At 66.0% G+C, this 18,030-nt stretch carries 16 protein-coding genes; 8 read left to right on the top strand and 8 right to left on the bottom strand.

The window, feature by feature from the left end; all coding sequences use genetic code 11:
- Position 1 precedes the first annotated feature (1 nt).
- From glk to A7X12_RS18595, 7 genes are all read right to left on the bottom strand, one after another.
- A complete protein-coding gene (gene glk, locus A7X12_RS18625; protein ID WP_064312932.1) occupies positions 2 to 970 on the bottom strand; it encodes a glucokinase in 969 nt (322 codons plus the stop codon).
- 125 nt (positions 971 to 1,095) lie between these two features.
- Positions 1,096 to 2,919, bottom strand: a complete 1,824-nt coding sequence (edd, locus tag A7X12_RS18620) for a phosphogluconate dehydratase (protein WP_064312931.1) — start codon at positions 2,917 to 2,919, stop codon at positions 1,096 to 1,098.
- Positions 2,920 to 3,627, bottom strand: a complete 708-nt coding sequence (pgl, locus tag A7X12_RS18615; RefSeq protein ID WP_064312930.1) for a 6-phosphogluconolactonase — start codon at positions 3,625 to 3,627, stop codon at positions 2,920 to 2,922.
- Between the two features lie 136 nt (positions 3,628 to 3,763).
- Entirely contained in the window at positions 3,764 to 5,224 is a 1,461-nt protein-coding gene (zwf, locus tag A7X12_RS18610; protein ID WP_064312929.1) for a glucose-6-phosphate dehydrogenase, read from the bottom strand.
- A gap of 195 nt (positions 5,225 to 5,419) precedes the next feature.
- On the bottom strand, positions 5,420 to 6,358 hold the full coding sequence (gene argC / locus A7X12_RS18605) for an N-acetyl-gamma-glutamyl-phosphate reductase (RefSeq protein WP_064312928.1): 939 nt from the start codon (positions 6,356 to 6,358) through the stop codon (positions 5,420 to 5,422).
- Positions 6,355 to 6,621 (bottom strand): SH3 domain-containing protein, encoded by a 267-nt coding sequence (locus tag A7X12_RS18600; RefSeq protein ID WP_232318572.1) that lies wholly within the window; start codon positions 6,619 to 6,621, stop codon positions 6,355 to 6,357. The genes argC and A7X12_RS18600 overlap by 4 nt, the downstream gene beginning before the upstream one ends.
- A 43-nt stretch (positions 6,622 to 6,664) precedes the next feature.
- Positions 6,665 to 7,018, bottom strand: a complete 354-nt coding sequence (locus A7X12_RS18595; RefSeq protein ID WP_064313063.1) for a MarR family transcriptional regulator — start codon at positions 7,016 to 7,018, stop codon at positions 6,665 to 6,667.
- A gap of 238 nt (positions 7,019 to 7,256) precedes the next feature.
- Here A7X12_RS18595 and secG point away from each other — a divergent pair, with 238 nt between their 5' ends.
- The 4 genes from secG (at position 7,257) to A7X12_RS18575 (ending at position 11,738) form a co-directional block, all read left to right on the top strand.
- A complete protein-coding gene (gene secG, locus A7X12_RS18590; protein ID WP_064312927.1) occupies positions 7,257 to 7,613 on the top strand; it encodes a preprotein translocase subunit SecG in 357 nt (118 codons plus the stop codon).
- 107 nt (positions 7,614 to 7,720) lie between these two features.
- Positions 7,721 to 9,352: a CTP synthase gene (locus A7X12_RS18585; protein WP_064312926.1), complete on the top strand. Its 1,632-nt coding sequence runs from the start codon at positions 7,721 to 7,723 to the stop codon at positions 9,350 to 9,352.
- Positions 9,353 to 9,356: 4 nt separating this feature from the next.
- Positions 9,357 to 10,016 carry a peptidylprolyl isomerase gene (locus A7X12_RS18580; RefSeq protein WP_064312925.1) on the top strand — a complete coding sequence of 220 codons (660 nt, stop codon included), beginning with the start codon at positions 9,357 to 9,359 and terminating at the stop codon, positions 10,014 to 10,016.
- A 351-nt stretch (positions 10,017 to 10,367) separates the two neighbouring features.
- Positions 10,368 to 11,738 (top strand): methyl-accepting chemotaxis protein, encoded by a 1,371-nt coding sequence (locus A7X12_RS18575; RefSeq protein WP_064312924.1) that lies wholly within the window; start codon positions 10,368 to 10,370, stop codon positions 11,736 to 11,738.
- Between the two features lie 129 nt (positions 11,739 to 11,867).
- Here A7X12_RS18575 and A7X12_RS18570 read toward each other — a convergent pair whose 3' ends face one another.
- Positions 11,868 to 12,344 (bottom strand): Hsp20 family protein, encoded by a 477-nt coding sequence (locus A7X12_RS18570; protein WP_064312923.1) that lies wholly within the window; start codon positions 12,342 to 12,344, stop codon positions 11,868 to 11,870.
- A 219-nt stretch (positions 12,345 to 12,563) separates the two neighbouring features.
- Between A7X12_RS18570 and A7X12_RS18565 the strand changes: the two genes are divergently transcribed.
- The 4 genes from A7X12_RS18565 to A7X12_RS18550 all read left to right on the top strand — a co-directional run bounded on the left by A7X12_RS18565 (position 12,564) and on the right by A7X12_RS18550 (position 17,994).
- Positions 12,564 to 15,047 (top strand): TonB-dependent receptor, encoded by a 2,484-nt coding sequence (locus A7X12_RS18565; RefSeq protein WP_064312922.1) that lies wholly within the window; start codon positions 12,564 to 12,566, stop codon positions 15,045 to 15,047.
- Between the two features lie 541 nt (positions 15,048 to 15,588).
- Positions 15,589 to 16,839, top strand: coding sequence for a lipoprotein-releasing ABC transporter permease subunit (locus tag A7X12_RS18560; RefSeq protein WP_064312921.1), 1,251 nt, complete (start codon positions 15,589 to 15,591; stop codon positions 16,837 to 16,839).
- Entirely contained in the window at positions 16,832 to 17,515 is a 684-nt protein-coding gene (locus A7X12_RS18555) for an ABC transporter ATP-binding protein (protein WP_064312920.1), read from the top strand. The genes A7X12_RS18560 and A7X12_RS18555 overlap by 8 nt, the downstream gene beginning before the upstream one ends.
- A complete protein-coding gene (locus tag A7X12_RS18550) occupies positions 17,512 to 17,994 on the top strand; it encodes a glutathione peroxidase (RefSeq protein WP_064312919.1) in 483 nt (160 codons plus the stop codon). Before A7X12_RS18555 ends, A7X12_RS18550 begins: the two co-directional genes overlap by 4 nt.
- Positions 17,995 to 18,030 lie beyond the last annotated feature (36 nt).

Genomic DNA, 18,030 nt, shown 5'->3' with positions numbered 1-18,030 from the left:
CTCACTGTGCATGCTCCTGGGCGAAGGCGGCGGCTGCGCCGTACAGGCCCGGTTGGGGATGGGTAATCAGCTTGACGGGGATCGTCGCCATCAGGGAGCGGAAGCGCCCCTTGGCGACGAATCGCTCGCCGAAGCCCGATTGCAGCAGATGGTCCTTCAGGCGCAACCCCAGACCGCCGGCGATGACCACGGCGGTGGGACCATGGCCGAGCGCCAGATCGCCCGCGACCGCGCCGAGGCTGAGGCAGAAGCGATCGAGTGCCGCCACCGCCAGGCTGTCCTTGCCTTCCAGCGCCAGCGTCCAGATCGCCTTGTCGTCCAGCCGCGCGACCGGCACGCCTTCCAGATCGGCGAGCGTCTCGTAGATCGAGACGATGGCCGGGCCCGCGACGATGCGTTCCTTGGAAACCCGCTGGTAGGTGCGGCGGAGGCGTTTCACCAGCGCGTCCTCGATCGCGTCGAGCGGGGCGAAATCGCTATGGCCGCCTTCGGTGGCGATGATGTCGTAGCCGCCGCGATGGCGGAACACCTGCGCGACGCCGAGCCCGGTGCCCGGCCCGCAGACGGTGATCGCGCCCTTGTCCGGCAGCGGCGTTTCGGGCCCGCAGAGATGCAGGAACGCCTCGTCCTCAAGCTGGGCGACGGCATGGCCGATCGCTTCGAAATCGTTGACGATCGTCCAGGTCTCGGCGCCCAGGCGATCGGGGATCAGCGGCGGGCGGATGATCCAGGGATTGTTGGTGAGCTTGATCAGATCACCGTTGACCGGCGAGGCGACCGCGATCGCGGCGGCCTTGGGCACCGGCCGCCCGAGCTGCTCGCCAAAGGCGCGCCAGGCAAGCTGGAGGCTGGGATGTTCGGCAACCTTCTGGGTGATCGGCTCGCTGAGCGAGACGACACGACCTTCCGCCACCTCTGCCACGGCAAAGCGCGCGTGGGTCCCCCCGATGTCGACGGCGACGACTTCCATCCGATTCCGATCCTCTCATTTCCGCTTCTGTCAACGTTGCCAGAGCGCGGCGCCGTTCTTCCGCCGACACGGGCGCTTGTAAAGCCCGTGTGCGGCGGAGGAACCGATTTACTTGCGGTACAGTCTCACAGGCCCGCTTCGTGCAGCATCGCCGACGCGCCCTTTTCGGCCTCGTCGCAATGGTGACGCAGCATCGCGAACAGCTCCCGGCCGGTACCGACCGCGGGGGGCGGGGCGACGGCATGGTCGCGCGCGTCCCATTCGTCCGCCGGCACCAGCGCCTCCAGCACGCCGTTCTCGGCATCCAGGCGCAGGATGTCGCCGTCGCGCACCTTGCCGATCGGGCCGCCGCCGAGCGCTTCGGGCGACAGGTGGATCGCCGCCGGCACCTTGCCGCTGGCGCCCGACATGCGCCCGTCGGTGACCAGCGCCACCTTGAAGCCGCGATTCTGTAGCACGCCGAGCTGCGGGGTGAGCTTGTGCAGTTCGGGCATGCCGTTGGCGCGCGGGCCCTGGAAGCGGACCACGACGATCACGTCGCGCTCCAGTTCGCCGGCCTTGAACGCCTCCAGCACTTCCAGCTGGTCCGAGAAGACGCGGGCAGGGGCCTCGATGGTCCAGCGCTCGCGCTCGACCGCCGAGACCTTGATGCAGGCGCGGCCGATATTGCCCTTGAGGATGCGGAAGCCGCCCTCGGGGGAGAAGGCGGTCTCGACCGTGCGAACGATATTCTCGTCGTTGCTCTTTTCGCCATGCTCGGTCCAGACCAGCGCGTCACCCTCGATGTCGGGCTTGCGGCCATAGGCGGCCATGCCGTCCTTGGCGATGGTCAGCGCGTCGGCATGCATCAGCCCGCCGCGCAGCAGTTCCTTGATGACGAAGGACGGCCCGCCGGCATCCTCGAACTGGTTCACGTCGGCCGAGCCGTTCGGATAGACGCGCGTCATCAGCGGCACGACGCGCGAGAGACGGTCGAAATCCTCCCAGTCGATCACCATGCCGGCCGCGCGTGCGAAGGCGGGGACGTGGATCAGGTGGTTGGTCGAGCCGCCGGTGGCGAGCAGCACGATCGCCGCGTTCACGATTGCTCGTTCATCGACGACATGGCCGATCGGGCGATAATCGTCGCCGTTCCAGCCGATCTCGGCAAGGCGGTGGACGGCGTGACGGGTCAGCTCCTGGCGGAGCTTGGTGCCCGGGTTGGCGAAGGCCGAACCGGGAACGTGGAGGCCCATCGCCTCCATCATCATCTGGTTCGAGTTGGCGGTGCCGTAGAAGGTGCAGGTGCCCTTGCCGTGATAGGCGGCGATTTCCGCCTCCAGCAGCTCCTCGCGGCTCGCCTTGCCTTCGGCAAAGCGCTCGCGGACGGCGGCTTTTTCCTTGTTCGGCAGGCCCGAGCGCATCGGGCCGCCGGGGATCAGCACCATCGGCAGATGGCCGAAGCGCAGCGCGCCCATCAGCAGACCCGGCACGATCTTGTCGCAGATGCCGAGCAGCGCCGCGCCTTCGAATACGCGGTGGCTGAGCGATACCGCGGTCGCCATGGCGATGGTGTCGCGGCTGAACAGGGAGAGTTCCATGCCCTGATAGCCCTGCGTCACGCCGTCGCACATCGCCGGTACGCCGCCCGCGACCTGCGCGGTGGCACCGGCTTCCAGCGCCCACACCTTCATCTGCTCGGGATAGCGATAATAGGGCGCATGCGCGGAGAGCATGTCGTTGTACGAGGTAACGATGCCGATGTTCATCCGCGCGCCGGTCTTCAGCGCGTCGCGCTGTTCCTCGGTACCGGCATAGGCGTGGGCGAGGTTGGCACAGCCGAGCTTCGGCCGGTCATTGCCCGATTCGCGTTCGCGGCGGATCAGGTCGAGATAGGCGGTGCGGCCCGCCTTGGACCGCTCGATCACCCGATCGGTGACGGCTGCGATTTCGGCGTGCAGATTGGCCATTTACAGGCTCCAGTGAATGTCGACGGGCAGTTCGGTTTCGGCGAGGACGCGGCCGATCGGCAAGGTCGAGCCGGCGCCCTCGGCAACGGCGCGCTCCAGGACGTCGCGCTTCTCCTGGCCGGTGATCGCGATCATCAGCGCGCGGGCGGAGACGATCGCCGCCAGCGACAGGCTGACGCGGGCGACCGGCGCTTCGGGCGGCAGCGGATCGGGCATCACGCCCAGCGCGCGGCGTTCCTTGGGGCCGGTCAATGCCTCGGCGAGATCGGGGCCGGGGAAGATCGAGGCGGTGTGACCATCCGCGCCCATGCCGAGCAGGCAAAGGTCGAGCGGCCAGTGCAGGTCCTGCAGTCGGGCATCGGCCGCGCGGCCGGCGGCCTTGTAGTCGTCGGCCTTTTCGCTGACGACCGGGATCACGCGGGCGCCGAGCGGCAGGAACACCTTGGCGAGGCCGGTGACGTTCGACATGGCGTCGCCCATCGGCACGATGCGGTCGTCGGTCGGGATGATCGTCACGCGCTTCCAGTCGAGCTTGGCCTTGCTCAGCTTGGCGTAGATCGGTCCGGGGGTGCGGCCGCCGGCAAGCGCGATGACCGCGGCGCCGCGCGCGTCGATCGCGCTTTCGATGATGAACTGCACGTCGCCGGCGAGTGCGTCGCCCATTTCGGCGGCGTCGTCATAGTCCCACCATTCGATTTCGGTCGTCATGTAAGCTCCTTGGGTTTCGGTGGGACCTGGTCGGCGGCGCAGGTGCCGCGCGGGTCCGATATAGGGTGAATGTCCCGCTAATGCTCCCCTCCCGCTTGCGGGAGGGGAGCGAAAGAAGGAGAGGCACCAGCCCCGATCATTCGTGCCAGTGCACCCCGTCGCGCTCGGTGAGCGCGATCGACAGCGAGGGGCCCCAGCTGCCCGAGGCATAGGGCTTGGGCTTGAGATCATTGGCGTCCCAGCCGGCGCGGATCGCGTCGATCCATTCCCACTGCGCTTCCACCTCGTCGCGGCGGACGAACAGCGTGGGGTCGCCCTCGATCAGGTCGAGCAGCAGGCGCTCATAGGCGATGCGGCGGCGCGTGCCGGCGAACTCGGTGTCGAGGCTGAGGTTCAGCGGCACTTCACGCAGGCGATAGCCGTCGCGGTCCAGTCCCGGCTGCTTCGCCATGACCAGCAGCTGGACATATTCCTCCGGCTGGAGGCGGATCACCAGCGTGTTGGACTGGAGCATGCCGCCGCGCTCGGCGAAGATCGAGTGCGGCACCGGCTTGAACTGGATGACGATTTCCGAGCGCCGCTCGGCGAGGCGCTTGCCGGTGCGCAGGTAGAAGGGCACGCCCTGCCAGCGCCAGTTGTCGACATGCGCCTTGATCGCCACGAAGGTCTCGGTGCGCGAGTCCTTGCCGAGATCGGTGGTATAGTCGCGGACGATCTGCCCCTTCACCGCGCCGCCGCCATATTGGCCGACCACGGTGAGATTCGGCGCATCCGCCGCCGCGATCTTGCGCAGCGAGCGGAGCACCTTGACCTTCTCGTCGCGGATCGAGGTGCCGTCGAAGCGGGCAGGGGGCTCCATCGCGATCAGCGCGAGCAGCTGGAGCATGTGGTTCTGCACCATGTCGCGCAGCGCGCCGGTATCGTCGTAGAATCCGGCGCGACCTTCGAGACCCACCGTCTCTGAAACCGTTATCTGCACGCTGTCGATGCCGCGGGCGTTCCATACCGGCTCGAACAGCGAGTTGCCGAAGCGCAGCGCGAGGATGTTCTGCACCGTCTCCTTGCCGAGATAGTGATCGATGCGGAAGGTGCGCTCCTCGGGGAAGGCCTCCGCGACGATGTCGTTGATCTCGCGACTGGAGGCGAGGTCTCGCCCGAGCGGCTTCTCCAGGCTGATGCGGACATTGTCGCCGGCCAGACCCGCCGATTCGAGGCCCTTGATCGTGGGGCCGAACAGCCAGGGGGCGGTCGACAGGAAGATGGCAAGACCGCCCGAAATGTCGCCCAGTTTCTCCTTCAGCGCACCATAGCCTTCGGTCTGCGAAGCATCGAGCGTCTGGTAGTGCACGCGCTGGAGGAACGAGGCGACAGCGCTGTCGTCCTTCCGGTCGGCGGGCAGGAACTGCTCGAGCGCCTTGGCGGCGAAAGCGCGATAGCCCGCGTCGTCATGCTCGGAGCGCGCGGTGCCGGTAATGGTCAGGCCGTTCGGGAGCAGGCCATCGGCATGGAGCGCGTAGAGTGAGGGAAGCAGCATACGCTGCGCGAGATCACCGGTGGCACCGAACAGAAGCAATTTGCCGACGGGCTGCTGCATCATTTCCCTCTCGATTGGTTCGCCCCGCGAGACACCAATGCGGCCGAAAGATCAAGCCGAAGGGGCTGAATAGGTATGCGGCGACGTGCAAAAATTCTTCGGACGTCACGCCGTACGATAGGAATGTTGCGCGCGAAAGAACGGCGCCGCCCCTGCGGAGCGACGCCGTTGGCCGGAAAATCGAAGGCGCCTTGTTGGTTAGAGGACCAGCCCGGCGGTGGGATCGAGCCCTGCCATGATGTTGAGATTCTGCACCGCCGCGCCGGCAGCGCCCTTGCCGAGATTGTCGAGCGTGGCGATCAGCCGCGCCTGCCGCGTCTCGTCATTGCCGAAGACGCGCACCGACAGGCGGTCGGTGCCGGCATTTTCCTCGATCGATACCGTCGCCACGTCGGCGGGCAGCACCTGGACGACGGGCGAGTCGCGATAGGCGTCGCGCAGGACATTCTCCAGCGCTTCCACCGAAGGCTTGCGGGTGAAGGCGAACAGCGGCAGCGGGACTTCCACGATCATGCCGCGATAGGTGCGCGCGACCGAGGGCAGGAAGATCGGCGGATGCTCGATCCGCGCATGCTTCTGCATCTCGGGCACATGCTTGTGCGCGAGCGACAGGCCATAGGGGCGGAACGCGGTGCCGGTCGCGTCCGGACCGTCGCCCTCGAACTCGGCGATCATCGCGCGGCCGCCGCCGGAATAGCCGGATACGGCATTCACGCTGAGCGGGAAGTCGTGCGGGATCAGACCGGCGCGAATCAGCGGGCGGACCAGCGCGAGAAAGCCGGTGGGGTAGCAGCCGGGGTTGCTCACCCGTGCCGCCTCGGCGATCGCCGACGCCTGGCCCGGCTCCAGTTCCGCGAATCCATAGGTCCAGTCGGCGGCGGTGCGATAGGCGGTCGAGGCGTCGATCACCCGCGTGCGCTCGTTCTGGATCATGGCCACCGCTTCGCGCGCGGCGTCGTCCGGCAGGCAGAGTATGACGAAATCGGCAGCGTTCAGCGCTTCCTCGCGCTTCTTCGGATCCTTGCGGTCCTGGTCGTCGAGGACCATCACGTCGATCTCGGAGCGGCCGGCAAGGCGCTCGCGAATCTCCAGGCCGGTCGTGCCGGCGGCACCGTCGATGAAAACCCGCGCGATCATTCGGTCTCCCCCAAGGCCGATGCGTCGACATAGCCTACCAGCGCCGGCCCGGGGGCGACACCCCAGGCATGGCGGCCGGCGATTTCCAGCACCTCGAACACATCGCCCTTCCGGAGCGTGGTCAGCGCTGGCTCGTCGCCCTTGGGCGTCGCGCGCAGCGGCGTCTCGAAATGGATCACCCTGGGCATCGGCGCGGCGTAATGCGGCGCGAAGACGCGGCCGGCCAGACGGATGTCAGCGATATCTGGGCGGACGGCGTCCACCCGCGGATCGATCGCGGCCGAACGGCCGTCCAGCGCCAGACGCTTACGCGTCGGCGCGCTCTGGGACTGGCTCGCTGAGGTTACTGCCAGCGAGGAAATGCCCGAACTCTGCAAGAAACTCTGCCCCTTCCGCGGTACGCGCTACGAAGATGTTGCGCTTGTCGGTATCGTCGCGCTGGCGGCGCAGATAGCCGAGCGTGCCCAGGCGATTCAAGGCGCGCGTGACCACCGGCTTCGAGACGTTCAGTGCCCGCGCCAGACCGCGCACCGTATGGGGCCCGGGGTCGAGATACACAAGCATCAGCAGCGCCATCTGCCGATTGGTGAGATCGGGTTCCCCCGAACGCACATAATCGATCAGCGTATTTTTCCATCCCCACAGGGTCTGTTCGGACATAGCGTTCACGGCATCACTCGTTCGTTTCAGGCCCGGCACGGCATCGAACCGCTGAAACAAACGCGCATTTTGCAACTAGGTTTCAGTGCGCGGGCGAAATGTTGTGCGAAAACTGCGATGAAAATGCTGACCGGCCATGGGGTTGCGCGCCAGCATTGGAATCGGTGCCGGAACAGGCGGTTGATTGCGCCGAGCGGCTCGCCTATGTCGCGCCCTTCGCTAACGGGCACCGGATTTCATGTTCACCTTCCTCCTCGTCGTACAGTTCATCATCGCCGCCCTGCTGGTGGGGGTGATTCTCGTCCAGAAGTCGGAGGGTGGCGGTCTCACCTCGGGCGGCAGCCCGGCCGGTCTCATGTCGGCGCGGGGCGCGGCCGATTTCCTGACCCGCATGACCGCGATCCTGGCGACCGCGTTCATCCTGATGAGCATCGTGCTGGCCTTCCTGGCAGCCACCCGGCACTCGACCAAGATCGACGCGGGCCTGCAAAAGGCACCGGCCGCCGTTGCCCCGCTGGCAGTGCCGAGCGCGCCGGCGTCGACCGGCAACGATACGGCACCGACCGGCAACAGCGCGGTTCCGTTCAGCCAGTAAGCTTCCGTAGTTCGCCGCGCTTGCGGCGGATTAACCGTAAAATTTGCGCAACCGGCGGATTCTAACGCTTGCCGGTCTGCGCCCTTTGACGTTAGGCGTTTTCTCCCATGGCGCGGTACATCTTCATCACCGGCGGCGTGGTCTCCTCGCTCGGCAAGGGTCTCATGGCAGCGAGCCTCGCGGCGCTGCTCCAGGCCCGTGGCTATCGAGTCCGCATCCGCAAGTTCGATCCCTATCTCAACGTCGATCCCGGCACGATGTCGCCGCACCAGCATGGTGAGGTGTACGTCACCGACGACGGCGCGGAGACCGATCTCGATCTGGGGCATTACGAGCGCTTCACCGGCGTGACGGCACGCCAGGCGGACAACGTTACCTCCGGGCGCATCTACAAGACGATCATCGAGCGTGAGCGGCGCGGCGATTATCTGGGCGCCACCGTGCAGGTCGTGCCGCACGTCACGGACGCGATCAAGGCCTTCGCCCAGGCGGAGACCGAGGATCTGGACTTCGTGCTGTGCGAGATCGGCGGCACGGTGGGCGATATCGAGTCGCTGCCGTTCATCGAGGCGATTCGACAGCTCCGCAACGATCTCGGCCGGGGCCAGACGGTCAGCGTCCACGTCACGCTGGTGCCGTATATTGCTGCCGCCGGCGAGCTGAAGACCAAGCCGACGCAGCACAGCGTGCGCGAACTGGCGGCGCTGGGCGTGCAGCCCGACGTGCTGGTCTGCCGCGCGGAGCGTCCACTGCCGGCCGGCGAGCGCGCCAAGATCGCGCAGTTCTGCAACGTGCCGACCTCGGCCGTGATCCCCGCGCTCGATGCGAAGAGCATCTACGCGGTGCCGCTGCAATATCATGGCGAAGGCCTGGACGGCGAAGTGCTCAAGGCATTCGGCATCGAGCCGGGCCCCTCGCCTGATCTCAGCCGCTGGAGCGGCATCGTCGAGCGGTTGCAGAACCCCGAGGGCGAGGTCACGATCGGCGTGGTCGGCAAATATATGGGCGTGCCCGACGCCTATAAGTCGCTCACCGAGGCGCTGGTCCATGGCGGCATCGCCAACCGCGTGAAGGTCAATATCCGCTGGCTCGACGCGGAGCTGTTCGAGCAGGAGCAGGCCGAAGTCGCCGCGATGCTGGAGCCGATGCACGGCATCCTGGTGCCCGGCGGGTTCGGGGAGCGCGGCAGCGAGGGCAAGATCGCGGGCGTACGCTTCGCCCGTGAACGGGGCGTGCCGTTCTTCGGCATCTGCCTCGGCATGCAGATGGCGTGCATCGAGGGCGTCCGCGCGCAGGGTATCGCCAATGCCTCGACGACCGAATTCGGCCCCACCGAGGAGCCGGTGGTCGGCATGATCACCGAGTGGATGACCGCCGATGGCCTGCAGAAGCGCGAGGAGGGCGGTGATCTGGGCGGCACGATGCGGCTTGGCGCCTATCCGGCGAAGCTCGGCGGCAACAGCGTCGTCGCCTCGATCTATGGCAGCGATTCGATCAGCGAGCGCCATCGCCACCGCTATGAGGTGAACACCGCCTACAAGCCGGTGTTGGAAGAGGGCGGCCTCGTCTTCTCGGGCATGTCGCCCGACGGTACGCTGCCCGAGATCGTCGAGCGGCCGGATCACCCCTGGTTCGTCGGCGTGCAGTTCCACCCCGAGCTCAAGTCCAAGCCGTTCGATCCGCACCCGCTGTTCGCGGGGTTCATCGAGGCCGCCGTCAAGCATTCGCGGCTCGTCTAGGCGCGTGCTGCGGCGGGTCTTCGTCGCCGGGCTGGCGCTGCTGGCGGTGTCCGCCGCGCCGGCGCCGCAGCCGTCGCGGCCGGTGCCGGGGCAGGTCCGGGTGCGGCTGGTGACGAGCATGGGGACGATCACCCTTGCGCTGGATGCGAAGCGCGCGCCGAAGACCGTCGCCAACTTCCTTGCCTATGTCGATGACGGACGGCTGGAAGGCACCAATTTCTACCGTACCGCGCGGCGCAAGACCGAGCCGACCAAGGGCTTCATCCAGGGCGGCGTCGGCACCGACGCGCGGCGCATGCTCGACCCGCTGCCGCTGGAGCCGACCAGCAAGACCGGGCTCCGGCATCTGAACGGCACCATTTCGATGGCGCACGGGCCGAATCCCAATTCGGCCAACGGCAATTTCTCGATCATGGTCGGCGACAATCCGGGGCTCGACGCGCGCGGGGCGAACCTGGGGTTCGCGGCGTTTGGACAGGTGGTGGGCGGTATGGACGTGGTCCAGCGCATCCTCGCGTTGCCGAGCGGCGGCGGGCGCGACGTGATGAAGGGCCAGATGATCCTCAAGCCGGTGACGATCATTCGCGCCGAGCGCCTGGACGGGGTGGCGAAGCCTACCGGGCGCGTGCGGCCGTGGCTGCTGGGGCTGAAGCCGGCGGGGTGAGATCGGGGTCTCCTCCCGGCCCGGAGCCGCATCGTCGATTCCCGGCCCGGTGAGAACAGACGCCCTCGCAGTCATCGCGAGATGCGACAGTTGGGGCGCAGAAGCATGGTCGCCAACGCGTTAGGACGGCAACTTCTCAAATCAATTGCCTTACCCCCCAAGTCGCTGGTCTTGCCTTGCGCATCAGGCCAAGGCGCAAACACTTCGCCTCGAATGCCGCTTACGGTTTTCACCCGAGATTCCGGCAGGGACAAAAATGAAAAGGCGCGCGGATGGTGGCGCAAACTGCTTCTACAATGAGCAGTGCCGCCAAAGCAAAGTCGCACCCAGGTGCGAGCGACGTCATGGGAGATGGAGTTGTTCAGCGTTCTCAGGCCAAAGATACCTGCCCAATCCTCGTTCGCGCAGGCGCTTCTGGAATCGACGCCGGACGCCGTCTTCCTCATTCAGGAAGGCCGCATCACCCAGTGCAATGATGCAACCATGCGGCTCTATGGCTATGCGCGGGAAGCCATTATCGGCAAGGGGCCGGACTTCTTTTCGACCGACGTCCAGCCTTGTGGCACACCTTCGGCAGCGCTTGTGCCGCTCTATCTCGAAAAAGCGCTGAAGAACGGGTATCACCGCTTCACCTGGACGAACCGCGACAGCGCGGGGAAGACGTTGCCGCTGTTGGTCACGCTGATCGCGACGATGGTGGACGGCATCCCGTCGGTTCTGGTGAATGCCCAGGACCATAGCAAGACGGACGCGATGATCCGCGACATTTCGCGCGTTTTGGCGGAACTTGCCGAGGGGAATCTGACCAGCGAGGCCGAGCGGGCATTCGAACCCGAATATGAGGTCATCCGCACGAGCTTGAACAGCGCGATCCGCTCGATGCGGCAATTGATAGAGTCGGTGTCGGAGAGCGTGGTGGCAATTCGGACGGGGTCGGGCGAAATCGCCCAGGCGTCCGAGGACCTTGCGCGCCGCACCGAGTCCAATGCGGCAAGTCTCGAGGAAACGGCCGCGGCGATCACCCTGATGAACGGGCGCCTGAAAGCCACCGCCGATGCGGGCAACCGCACCGTACAACAGGCAACAGGGGCGATTTCCACCGTCAGCGCCGGCCGCGATACGGCCGAGAAGGCGGTGCGCGCGATGGACTCCGTCGCGGAGGGCGCCAAAGGCATCGACAGCGTGATCGAAGGCCTCGACAAGATCGCGTTTCAGACGCGGGTGCTCGCGATGAACGCGGCGGTGGAAGCCGGTCGGGCCGGCGAGGCCGGACGTGGCTTTGCCGTCGTGGCCGACCTGGTGTCGGCCTTGGCGATGCGGTCGGAGGAAGAAGCGGCGCGTGCGCGAGAGCAGTTGACCACCACCCAGGCGGATATTCTGCAGGCGGTCGGCATGGTGCAGAATGTCGACAAGGCGCTCGAGAACATTTCGGTCGACGTCGCCGGTGTCCACGCCCTGTTGGAGCAGATGACCGTGGACAATCACGCGCAGGCCCAATCCATTGGCGAGATCAGCACGGCGATCGGGTCGATGGACCATGCGACCCAGCAGAATGCGGCGATGGTCGAAGAAACGTCAGCGGCCGCCCGTACGCTTTCGAGCGAAGTGAATATCCTCGCCGATCAGGCGTCGAGGTTCAAGACGGGCAACCGGCCCTCTCGATCCTCCACCCGGGTGTTCGACAGGGCGCACCAGAAGGGCCCGCAATTCGCCATGCACTAAGCGCGGCCAGCCTTGTCCGCGGCTTTCGACCTCGGCGGGCGGCGTTCAAGGAAAAGGCGCCCGAGCCGAAGCCCGGGCGCCCCGTCGCGGCGCCTAAGGGAGGGGGACGCCGCGAGCTTTTGAGGCAGGTTACGCTGCGTGAGCCGTGCGATGGTCGATCGCGGCCGGCTCGCTGCCGGACCCCACCTGGATCTTCTTGGGCTTCATCGCCTCGGGCACTTCGCGCAGCAGCTCGATCGTCAGCAGGCCGTCGGCCAGGTTCGCATTCTCCACCCGCACGAAATCGGCGAGTTCGAAGCGGCGCTCGAAGCTGCGGTTGGCGATGCCCAGGTGCAGATAATTGCCCTGGTTGTTCTCATTCTCCCCGGCCTTCTTACCGGCGACCAGCAGCAGGTTCTGCTGCGCGGTAATGTCGATCTCCTCGGGCTTGAAGCCGGCCACCGCGATGGTGATGCGATAGCGGTCTTCCGCAAGACGCTCGAGGTTGAAGGGGGGATAGTTTTCCGAATTCGCCTGGCGGGCGCTGGCTTCGAGCATGTCGAACAGCCGGTCGAACCCGATCGCAGAGCGACGGAACGGAGTAAAGTCCAACTGACGCATCTTCATATCCTCCTATGAGCAATTTGAACGTCCTACCTATCGCCGCCCGGCCAACTGCCGCGACAGCGGTGCAAGGCCCTATCGGCGCCTTGCCTGCCTGATCTGGTGTTGCGTTTTGGCGTTTCAAGAGCAGTGCCAACCCCGGCTAGTCCGCCCTAAACATCTCCTTCCTCGCTAAACTCCACCATTGCAGTGGAGATTGCGGCAACGATCTAGGGGAACAAGATGAGCCTGCCGCTGATTCCGCTGTTGCTGCTGTCCGGTGCCGTGCTGCCCGCAAGCGATCCCGAGGTGCGACCGCCGCAGCCCGCCGCGGCGGAGCCGCAACAGCAGCAGGATGGCGACATCGTGGTGACCGCGCGACGGCGGGAGGAGCGGGTGCAGGAAGTGCCGGTCGCCATGTCCGTGCTGAGCGGCGCGGCGCTGGCCGAGGCGGGGGCCTTCAACGTCGCCCGGATCCAGCAGTCCCAGCCGGCGCTGCAATTCTATTCGAGCAACCCGCGCAACACGGCGATCAACATTCGCGGGCTCGGCGCGCCGTTCGGGCTGACCAATGACGGGATCGAGCAGGGCGTCGGCTTCTATGTCGACGGCGTCTATATCGGCCGGGTCGGTGCCTCGACCTTCGACTTTGTCGATGTCGAGCGGGTGGAGGTGTTGCGCGGGCCGCAGGGCACGCTGTACGGCAAGAACACCACTGCCGGTGCGATCAACATCACCACGCGCAAGCCCAGCTTCACGCCGGAGGTGCGCTACGAGGCCAGCACCGGCAATTACGACTTTCTCCAGCTCAAGGCCTCCGCCTCGGCGCCGATCGCCGACGACAAGCTGGCGGTGCGCCTGTCGACCTCGGTGACCAAGCGCCAGGGTACGATCTACGACACCAAGAGCGACCGCAACCTGCACCGGCTGGACAATTACGGCGTGCGCGGGCAGCTGCTGTGGCGGGCGGCGCCCAATCTCGACCTGACGCTGTCGGGCGACTTCAACCTGCAGAACCCGCTATGCTGCGTCCAATATTATGTCCGCACTGGCGCGACCCAGCGGCCGGCAAACCGGCAATATGCCGCGCTGGCGGCGGCGTTCGGCTATGCGCCGCCCAGCACCAATCCGTTCGATCGCAAGACCGATCTCGATGCCGACATCAATTCGCGGCAGGAAATCGGCGGCGCATCGCTGGTCGCGAACTGGGATATCGGGCCGGCGACGGTCACCTCGGTCAGCGCCTGGCGCTATTGGGACTGGCAGCCGGCCAACGACCGCGACTTCGTCGGCCTGCCGATCACCACCGTGTCGCAGAACCCGTCGCAGCAGAAGCAGGTGTCGCAGGAGCTGCGGATCGCCTCCAACGGCAAGAACAAGCTCGATTACACCGCGGGCATCTTCCTGTTCCACCAGACGATCGATACCCAGGGCTCGCAGGTTCAGGGCTCGGCGGCGAGCCGGTGGCTGCTCAACCCCGGCGCCAGCCTTGCGCCCGGCGCGTCCGGCTGCGCGCCGACCACCGCCGCGGCCTGCAACCCGCTGGTGCTCAACGGGCTGACCAGCAACAACACGATCAACTTCAGCAACACAAGCTTCGCGGTGTTCGGCAAGCTCAACTGGGAGGCGCTGCCAGGCCTGCGCATCCAGCCGGGCCTCCGCGTCAACTACGACAAGAAGAGCGGCTTCTACGAGTCGATCGTCAGCATCAACAATGCGCGCTACAAGTTCGTCGCGACGGCGGACAATGCGGCGGCGCTGCTCGCAAGCGGCACGGCGACGGCGGATCAGTTCAACACGCTGGCTCCGCAGCGCTACAGCCCGAAGTTCGACCAGTGGAACGTATCGGGCGATCTCACCCTGTCCTACGACTTCACCCGCGACAGCCATGGCTATGCCACCTATGCCCGCACGTTCAAATCGGGCGGCATCAACCTTTCGGGGCTGCCGCTCAATTCCACCAATACTGCGGTCGACCTGTCGACCCAGACGGTGAAGCCCGAAAAGGTCAACCATTTCGAGATCGGCCTGAAGAACCAGTTCCTCGATCGCCGCCTCACGCTGAACGTCGCGGGTTTCTGGACCGAGATCAGCGACTATCAGGCAACGGTCAACAACAACGCGATCAACGTGATCCGGGGCTATCTCGCCAATGCCGGCAAGGTGCGGTCGCGCGGCTTCGAATGGGATTCCTCGTTCCGGCCGAACGCACGCGCCAGCCTCTATTTCAACGGCGCCTATACCGACGCGAAGTACACCAAGTTCACCAACGCGCCATGCCCGCCCGAGCTTTCCGGTGGCAGCGCGATCACCAATCCGGCGACGCAGACGCCTGCCGCGGCGGGCCAGTCGGGCTTCAGCCCGTCGTCCTGCAACATTTCCGGTCAGGTCCTGCCGGGCATCTCCAAATGGGCGCTCGGCTTCGGCGGCGAGGTGAATGCGCCGGTCGAAGGCGGCCAGGTGTATCTCGGCTATGATGGCAGCTGGCGCTCGCGCTTCTCGTCGAACCCGTCGCCCTCGGCCTATACCTGGATCAATGGTTACGCGCTGTCCAACTTCCGGCTGGGCTATCGCAAGGGCAAGGTGAATGCGTTCGCCTGGGTGCGGAACGCCTTCGACAAGCGCTATTTCGAGCTGCTCTCGGTGCAGTCGGGCAATACCGGGCTGATCGTCGGCCAGCCGGGTGATCCGCGCACCTGGGGTTTCACGATCGGCGGATCCTTCTGATCGTGACACGGTCTGACCTCTCGCCATGGCCGGGGGAGGTTAGCGGGCGGAGCGGGGCTACCCGCTCCGCCCGATAGCGGTGCCGCAGGCCGGGTCGTCCCGGCAGGAATACCCTTTTGTCGGTTTGTCAGCCCGGCGAAAGCCGGGATGAGGGTTGGGCAAAGGCGAGCGGGCACAGGCCGTGCGGATCCATCGGCCGAAGACCAAGTAAGCGTAAGCAGAAGCCAGGCCGGTTGGCCATGACAAGGGGGCTGAAAACGAAAACGCCCGGACCGTTCCCGGCCCGGGCGCCTGCGTGACGAATGCTCGTCAGCCCCCTTGATAGGATCCCGCGTCAAACACTTGCAATCACTCACAAGTGGAGCTGGGAACCTCCCCGAACCGTGGCCTTTTTGCGCCTGCGCTTCGACGGTTTCTTGGTAGAAGCGTGGAGCCGCTTTGTCACCGGTCGACAGCTTGGCGTCAGCAGTTTGCGGCAAGCCTGTGTCGAATCGGCAACAGAACGCTTCCCACGCCGTTCGACTGGCCCTAGAGGATCCGCATGCTACTCTCGCGCTACGAGCGAATGATCGCCCGCCGCTATCTGCTGCCTGGGCGCAGTGAGGCCTTTATTGCTGTCGTCGCCGGCTTCAGCCTGGTCGCCGTGATGCTTGGCGTCGCCGCGCTGATCGTGGTGATGAGCGTGATGAACGGGTTCCGCGCCGAACTGTTCGACAAGATCTCCGGGCTGAACGGCCATGCGGTAGTGCAGGGCTATAATGGCCAGCTGCGCGACTGGCGCCGCATTGCCGACGAGGCCAAGGCGATCCCCGGCGTCACCGCCGCCACCCCGCTGATCGAGCAGCCGCTGTTCGCGTCGTACAACGGGCGGGTCGAGTTCGCCCTGGTTCGCGGGCTTCGGCTGGAGGACATCCTCAACAACCCGACGTTGAAGGGGAAGGAGATCCTCGGCTCGTTCAAGAACCTCAAGCCGGGCAGCGAGCAGATCGCGATCGGATCGCGGCTCGCGGAGGCGCTGGGCGCGTCGATCGGCAGCCAGATCTCGATCATCAACCCGCAGGGATCCGCGACGCCTTTCGGCACCATGCCGCGCATCGTCCAGTACCGCATCGCCGCGATCTTCGAGGTGGGCGTCTACGACTATGACAAGGCTTATATCATCATGCCAATGCAGGACGCGCAGACGCTGCTCCTGCTGGGCGATTCCGTGCAGATGGTCCGCATCGACACCAACAAGCCCGAAAAGATCGACGAGGTTATCCGCCCGCTCGCCGACAAGGTGGCCAATATCGGTCAGATTACCGATTGGCGGCAGATGAACCGCGAATTGTTCGAGGCGATCTCGCTTGACCGCACGGTGACGTTTACGGTGGTTTCGATCATCCTGGTGGTCGCGGCGTTCAACATCATCTCATCGCTCATCATGCTGGTCCAGGCCAAGCGTCGCGACATCGCCGTGCTCCGGACCATGGGTGCGAGCAAGAGCGGGTTGATGCGCATCTTCGTCACGGTCGGCACCACGATCGGCGCGCTGGGCGTGCTGGCCGGCATCATCCTGGGCTTCCTGATCGTGAACTACCGCGAGGGCGTGGCGACCTTCATCGGCTTGGTGACGGGTCAGAAGGTTTGGGATCCGCAGATGCGGTTCCTCACCGAGCTGCCCGCCAAGACCGATCCGCTGCAGACCATCGCGATCTGCGCGATGGCGCTGCTCTTCACCTTCCTCGCCACCCTCTACCCTGCGTGGAAGGCGGCGAGCACCGATCCCGTCCAGGTGCTGCGCTATGAATGAACCGGTTCTCCAGACGCGTGACCTGCGCCGCAGCTTTGAACAGGGCGGGGTGCGGATCGACGTGCTGCGCGGGGTCGACCTTGCGGTCCAGCCCGGCGAGATCGTGGCGCTGCTCGGCCCCTCGGGATCGGGCAAGTCGACCCTGCTCCAGGCGGTGGGCCTGCTCGAAGGCGGGTTTGAGGGGTCGATCCGCATCGGCGGCGAAGAGGCGGCGCAGCTGCCCGCCGGCGGGCGGACCGAGATGCGGCGCGAGAAGCTCGCCTTCATCTACCAGTTCCACCATCTGCTCCCCGACTTCGATGCGACCGAGAATGTCGTGCTGCCCCAGCTGATCCGTGGCGCGACGCGCGCAGCGGCGCAGGCACGCGCGACCGAGCTGCTCACCCAGCTAGGCCTCGGCCACCGGCTGACCCACCGGCCCAACCAGCTGTCCGGCGGCGAGCAGCAGCGCGTTGCGGTTGCCCGCGCGCTGGCCAACCGGCCGCCGCTGGTGCTGGCGGACGAGCCCACCGGCAATCTCGACGAGGCGACCTCGGATCGCGTTTTTGGCGAGTTCCTCAACCTCGTCCGCAACGAGGGCTCGGCAGCGCTGGTCGCGACGCACAACGAACGGCTGGCGGCACGTATGGACCGCGTGGTGCGGCTCCACGAAGGGCGCCTGGAGGAAATGGCATGAGCGAGGCGATCACGGCGATCCCGGTGACGCTGCCGGACGGCACGAGCAGCGACCTGTCGGCGTTCGCGGGTCAGGTTCTCCTGATCGTGAATACGGCCTCCAAATGCGGTTTCACGCCCCAGTATAAGGAATTGGAGCAACTCTGGCGGACCTATCGGGATCGCGGTTTTGCGGTGCTCGCGTTTCCCTGCAACCAGTTCGGCGCGCAGGAACCGGGCAATGCCGAGGAGATCGCGAGCTTCTGTTCGCTGACCTATGACGTCACCTTCCCGGTCTTCGCCAAGGTCGATGTGAACGGCAGCAACGCCGCGCCGCTGTTCCAGGCATTGAAGGCGCAGGCACCGGGGGTTCTAGGGACCGAGGCGATCAAGTGGAACTTCACCAAGTTCCTGGTCGGGCGTGACGGCACCGTCGTGGAACGCTTTGCGCCGACCACGGCCCCGCGTGACATCGCCAAGGACATCGAAGCGCTGCTCTAAACGCCGAGCCGGACAGCCGGTGCGTCCGAAAGCTGT

It is taken from the genome of Sphingomonas sp. TDK1, assembly GCF_001650735.1.
Lineage (GTDB): Bacteria > Pseudomonadota > Alphaproteobacteria > Sphingomonadales > Sphingomonadaceae > Sphingomonas.
Note: the sequence above shows the minus strand (reverse complement) of the source record. Positions and strands in the feature narration are given on the sequence as shown.

Coding starts and splice junctions, on each gene's coding strand:
- glk (WP_064312932.1), bottom strand. CDS start 970: ATGGAAGTCGTCGCCGTCGACATCGGGGGGACCCACGCGCGCTTTGCC.
- edd (WP_064312931.1), bottom strand. CDS start 2,919: ATGGCCAATCTGCACGCCGAAATCGCAGCCGTCACCGATCGGGTGATC.
- pgl (WP_064312930.1), bottom strand. CDS start 3,627: ATGACGACCGAAATCGAATGGTGGGACTATGACGACGCCGCCGAAATG.
- zwf (WP_064312929.1), bottom strand. CDS start 5,224: ATGATGCAGCAGCCCGTCGGCAAATTGCTTCTGTTCGGTGCCACCGGT.
- argC (WP_064312928.1), bottom strand. CDS start 6,358: ATGATCGCGCGGGTTTTCATCGACGGTGCCGCCGGCACGACCGGCCTG.
- A7X12_RS18595 (WP_064313063.1), bottom strand. CDS start 7,018: ATGTCCGAACAGACCCTGTGGGGATGGAAAAATACGCTGATCGATTAT.
- secG (WP_064312927.1), top strand. CDS start 7,257: ATGTTCACCTTCCTCCTCGTCGTACAGTTCATCATCGCCGCCCTGCTG.
- A7X12_RS18585 (WP_064312926.1), top strand. CDS start 7,721: ATGGCGCGGTACATCTTCATCACCGGCGGCGTGGTCTCCTCGCTCGGC.
- A7X12_RS18575 (WP_064312924.1), top strand. CDS start 10,368: ATGGAGTTGTTCAGCGTTCTCAGGCCAAAGATACCTGCCCAATCCTCG.
- A7X12_RS18570 (WP_064312923.1), bottom strand. CDS start 12,344: ATGAAGATGCGTCAGTTGGACTTTACTCCGTTCCGTCGCTCTGCGATC.
- A7X12_RS18565 (WP_064312922.1), top strand. CDS start 12,564: ATGAGCCTGCCGCTGATTCCGCTGTTGCTGCTGTCCGGTGCCGTGCTG.
- A7X12_RS18560 (WP_064312921.1), top strand. CDS start 15,589: ATGCTACTCTCGCGCTACGAGCGAATGATCGCCCGCCGCTATCTGCTG.
- A7X12_RS18555 (WP_064312920.1), top strand. CDS start 16,832: ATGAATGAACCGGTTCTCCAGACGCGTGACCTGCGCCGCAGCTTTGAA.
- A7X12_RS18550 (WP_064312919.1), top strand. CDS start 17,512: ATGAGCGAGGCGATCACGGCGATCCCGGTGACGCTGCCGGACGGCACG.